At 46.2% G+C, this 5,000-nt stretch carries 2 tRNA genes and 2 rRNA genes (1 of these 4 running past the window's edge); all 4 read right to left on the bottom strand.

Annotated features, from left to right (window positions below):
* Positions 1-1,976, bottom strand: a 23S ribosomal RNA gene (locus tag IX315_RS09345) (it extends 919 nt beyond the left edge of the window).
* Between the two features lie 297 nt (positions 1,977-2,273).
* Positions 2,274-2,347, bottom strand: a tRNA-Ala gene (locus IX315_RS09340).
* 52 nt (positions 2,348-2,399) lie between these two features.
* A tRNA-Ile gene (locus tag IX315_RS09335) sits at positions 2,400-2,473 on the bottom strand.
* Between the two features lie 245 nt (positions 2,474-2,718).
* Positions 2,719-4,252, bottom strand: a 16S ribosomal RNA gene (locus tag IX315_RS09330).
* The 16S and 23S rRNA genes sit together here with 2 tRNA genes alongside, the layout of an rRNA operon.
* Between the last annotated feature and the right edge of the window lie 748 nt (positions 4,253-5,000).

Here is a 5,000-nt window from a genome sequence, read left to right as displayed (position 1 = left end):
GAACTTACCCGACAAGGAATTTCGCTACCTTAGGACCGTTATAGTTACGGCCGCCGTTTACTGGGGCTTCAATTCAAGGCTTCTACTTGCGTATGACCTCTCCTCTTAACCTTCCAGCACCGGGCAGGTGTCAGGCTATATACATCTAATTTCTTATTAGCATAGCCATGTGTTTTTGATAAACAGTCGCTTGGGCCTATTCTCTGCGGCCGTTGAATCACTCCAACGGCGTCCTTTATCCCGAAGTTACAGGACCAATTTGCCTAGTTCCTTAACCGCGGCTAACTCGAGCGCCTTAGTATACTCAACCCAACTACCTGTGTCGGTTTGTGGTACGGGTCAATGTGTCATTAAAACGTTTAGCGGATTTTCTTGGGAGCCTGTTTACGCCCATATTGCTGCACCCGAAGGATTCACATACTATCAGGTTCGACTCTTACGGCGGATTTGCCTACCATAATCAACGTCTACACCCTTTAACCTACTATTCCAACAGTAGGCAGGACTGTCACTTCTCCGTCTCCACATCACTTAACACACCGAGTAAGGGAATATTAACCCTTTCGTCCATCGAGATCTCCATACGGATTACCCTTAGGTCCCGACTAACCCTCCTCCGACGAACGGTGAGGAGGAAACCTTAGTCTTTCGGCGAGAGAGATTCTCACTCTCTTTATCGTTACTTATACCTACATTTGCACTTCCAGAAAGTCCAGCACACCTCGTCGATGTACCTTCAACCTCGCTGGAATGCTCCCCTACCGATTAGTAAAACTAATCCCACTGCTTCGGTAGACAACTTATGCCCGATTATTATCCATGCCACAATCCTCGACTAGTGAGCTGTTACGCACTCTTTAAATGAATGGCTGCTTCCAAGCCAACATCCTAGCTGTCTATGCATCGTGACCGCGTTTAAGTCAACTGAGCTGTCATTTCGGGACCTTAGCAGATGGTCCGGATTCTTCTCCTTTCGGACATGGACCTTAGCACCCATGCCCTCACTCCTAGAGTGTTCATATAAGCATTCGGAGTTTGTCTGGACTTGATAGGCGGCGAAGCCCTCGCATCCAATCAGTCGCTCTACCTCTTATATTTAAACTCTAAGGCTGCACCTAAATGCATTTCGGGGAGTACGAGCTATTTCCAAGTTTGATTAGCCTTTCACCCCTACCCTCAACTCATCGGAGAATTTTTCAACATTCTACCGTTCGGTCCTCCATGCAGTGTTACCTGAACTTCAACCTGGTCAAGGGTAGATCACTTGGTTTCGCGTCTACTATATATAACTAAATCGCCATTTAAAACTCGCTTTCGCTACGGATCCAAGCCTGAAGCTCTTACCCTAGCTATACATAGTAACTCGTAGGTTCATTATGCAAAAGGCACGCTGTCACCCCATAAAGGGCTCCAACCGCTTGTAAGCAGACGGGTTCAGGGTCTATTTCAATCCTCTACGCGAGGTACTTTTCACCTTTCCTTCACAGTACTCGTTCACTATCGGTCTCTAAGGAGTATTTAGCCTTGGGGGATGGACCCCCCAGATTCACACAGGATTTCACGTGTCCCGCGCTACTCAGGATACTACTAGCCAAGCCTTCACTTCAAGTACGGGACTATCACCCTCTATGGTGGAGCTTTCCAACTCGCTTCTTTTCATTACCGCCTGTAACATATCGTAGTCCTACAACCCCACCCTTGCCGAAACAAGGATGGTTTGGGCTCGTCCCCGTTCGATCGCCACTACTAAGGGAATCACTTTTGTTCTCTTCTCCTAAGGGTACTTAGATGTTTCAGTTCCCCTCGTTTGCTCCTACATTCGTAGGTAATAGGCTATTAAACCTATTGGGTTGCCCCATTCGGAAATCTGTGGATCAAGTCGTATGTGCCAATACCCACAGCTTATCGCAGCTTGTCACGTCCTTCATCGCCTCTTAGAGCCAAGGCATCCACCGTCTGCCCTTAATTACTTTATAACCTTCTTTATCACATATCCCTCGTAAGAAATATGCAACGCATAATGCTGTATAATAACAATATTATTCGATTTGCTCTACGCTTTAAGTATACTAAACATTGTCGCTCAAGTAAAAATTCAGAAGAATTTGCTCACAATGAGATATCATCTCATCTTGAAAAGACCTTCAATAGCACTTGCGTACTACTTCCAGAATCCTCTTTTGTCTCTTTACTATTGTTTCAATATAAAATATATTTGCCAATATGTCTATGATCGCTCGGTTTATACTAAGCGTCCCTTAGTCAACCAAATGTGGAGAATAACGGATTCGAACCGATGACCCCCTGCGTGCAAGGCAGGTGCTCTAGCCAGCTGAGCTAATTCCCCGTATTTCTATACATCCCTCAGAAAGCTACTCACTAGTAAGCTCCCATGCCGGTAGACCCAGGCAGAGTTGAACTGCCGACCTCTACATTATCAGTGTAGCGCTCTAACCAACTGAGCTATGGGTCTGTTGATACCCAACCCATCTACACTCAACCTCTCATTACCTTACACCTAACAGAACTAAGAGATATAAGCAGGCAGTATAAAAATAGGGTTGCCGTATAATTAAATATACCAAGACAAAGGAACAAACAAGCCGAACAATTAACAATGTGTCCATATATACTTCCTTGTATCGTATGACTACACCTCGGTCGACTATGTTATTAATGAGACGTAATAAGTGGAGATAGCTCCTCTGAATACTCCAGAAAGGAGGTGTTCCAGCCGCACCTTCCGGTACGGCTACCTTGTTACGACTTAGCCCCAGTCACCGGTCTTACCCTCGGACGCTCCTCGCGGTCACGTACTTCAGGTACCCCCAGCTCCCATGGCTTGACGGGCGGTGTGTACAAGGCCCGGGAACGTATTCACCGCGCCATGGCTGATGCGCGATTACTAGCGAATCCAGCTTCACGAAGTCGAGTTGCAGACTTCGATCCGAACTGAGATGAGGTTTGGAGATTGGCATCCTGTCACCAGGTAGCTACCCTTTGTCCTCACCATTGTAACACGTGTGTCGCCCTGGATATAAGGGCCGTGCTGATTTGACGTCATCCCCACCTTCCTCTCGCCTTACGACGGCAGTCTCGCTAGAGTCCTCAGCACTACCTGCTAGTAACTAACGATAAGGGTTGCGCTCGTTATGGCACTTAAGCCGACACCTCACGGCACGAGCTGACGACAACCATGCAGCACCTACATATAAGTCTCCGAAGAGAAAAAGAATGTTTCCATCCCCTGTCCTATACATTTCAATCCCAGGTAAGGTTCCTCGCGTATCATCGAATTAAACCACATGTTCCTCCGCTTGTGCGGGCCCCCGTCAATTCCTTTGAGTTTCATCGTTGCCGACGTACTCCCCAGGTGGATTACTTAATGCTTTCGCTTGAGAGCATACATTATATCGCATACTCTGAGTAATCATAGTTTACGGCGTGGACTACCAGGGTATCTAATCCTGTTTGATACCCACGCTTTCGTGCATCAGTGTCAGTTACACTTTTGTAAGCTGCCTTCGCAATCGGAGTTCTGCGTAATATCTATGCATTTCACCGCTACACTACGCATTCCGCCTACATCAACTGTACTCAAGCAAACCAGTTTCAACGGCAAGACTATGGTTGAGCCACAGCTTTTCACCACTGACTTAATCTGCCACCTACGCACCCTTTAAACCCAATAAATCCGGATAACGCTCGTATCCTCCGTATTACCGCGGCTGCTGGCACGGAGTTAGCCGATACTTATTCTTAGGCTACTTGCAGGTAGGTACTCGTACCTACGTTTACTCGCCCACTAAAGAAGTTTACAATCCATAGGACAGTCATCCTTCACGCGACTTGGCTGGTTCAGAGTTTCCTCCATTGACCAATATTCCTCACTGCTGCCTCCCGTAGGAGTTTGGGCCGTGTCTCAGTCCCAATGTGGGGGATAAGCCTCTCAGCTCCCCTATCCATCGATGCCTTGGTGAGCCGTTACCTCACCAACTAACTAATGGAACGCATGCCTATCTCTTAGCAATAAATCTTTCCTTAATCATCCATGCGGATAACTAAGTGTATGCGGTATTAGTCCGGATTTCTCCGGGTTATTCCCCACTAAGAGGCAAGTTGCATACGCGTTACTCACCCATCCGCCGGTCGTCATCAGAAGTAGCAAGCTACTCCCATGTTACCCCTCGACTTGCATGTGTTAAGCCTATCGCTAGCGTTCATCCTGAGCCAGGATCAAACTCTCCATTGTTAAAAAAAATATTTATATACCTTTGTAATCAAAGAAGACTCATTCTCCTACGCTCATTAAAATCAACTATCAAAGTTTAGTCGTATACTACAATCAAGAAAGTCATCAATATGAATACTGACGTGGACTATTTTACAATGTCCCTTGTACTACTTGTTTGTATCCATCACAAATATGTGATGTCCTTGTCTTAATATATGTCTATGAACTCTTTCTAAATTCAACCAATCAAACAGAGAGCGAAGCTCTCAGGCGTTGGTTTCGCAAAGGTACAAATAATTTTCATTCTACCAAATCTTCAAGAAGAAAACTTCAAGAAACTTCCGAAACACCACCTCAAGGGCACTCCCAACAGTAGCCAGACAGGTTCACAAGTAAACCCCCGTTTTCGGTTGCGAGCGCAAAGGTACAAACTATTTCTCATTCGACCAAACACCGAAGCCATTTTATTTCCGATCAGCGCCACATCCGCAAGCTCCTCTGAGCTATCAGCGACACCCGTTTCTCGTTTGCGAGTGCAAAGATAGAAACAATTTCCCAACTGACCAAACGATTTCCAAAGAAAATTATAAGATATTTTACAAAACACTGAAAACCAGCACGAATAATTTTCTATCCCCAAACCACCTCAACACCCTACTCCAACACCCAACACCCAGACCACCCTCTCCAAACAACGCCTACCCCCACAAAACAAAACTCCTCCCCTACCCACCATCGCCTACTCACCAGAGTACCATCGCCTACT

Origin of the sequence: Porphyromonas levii, assembly GCF_018206105.1 — a bacterium.
Classification (GTDB): domain Bacteria; phylum Bacteroidota; class Bacteroidia; order Bacteroidales; family Porphyromonadaceae; genus Porphyromonas_A; species Porphyromonas_A levii.
The sequence above is the reverse complement of the archived record's forward strand: the minus strand, read 5'-3'. Positions and strand labels throughout refer to the sequence as shown.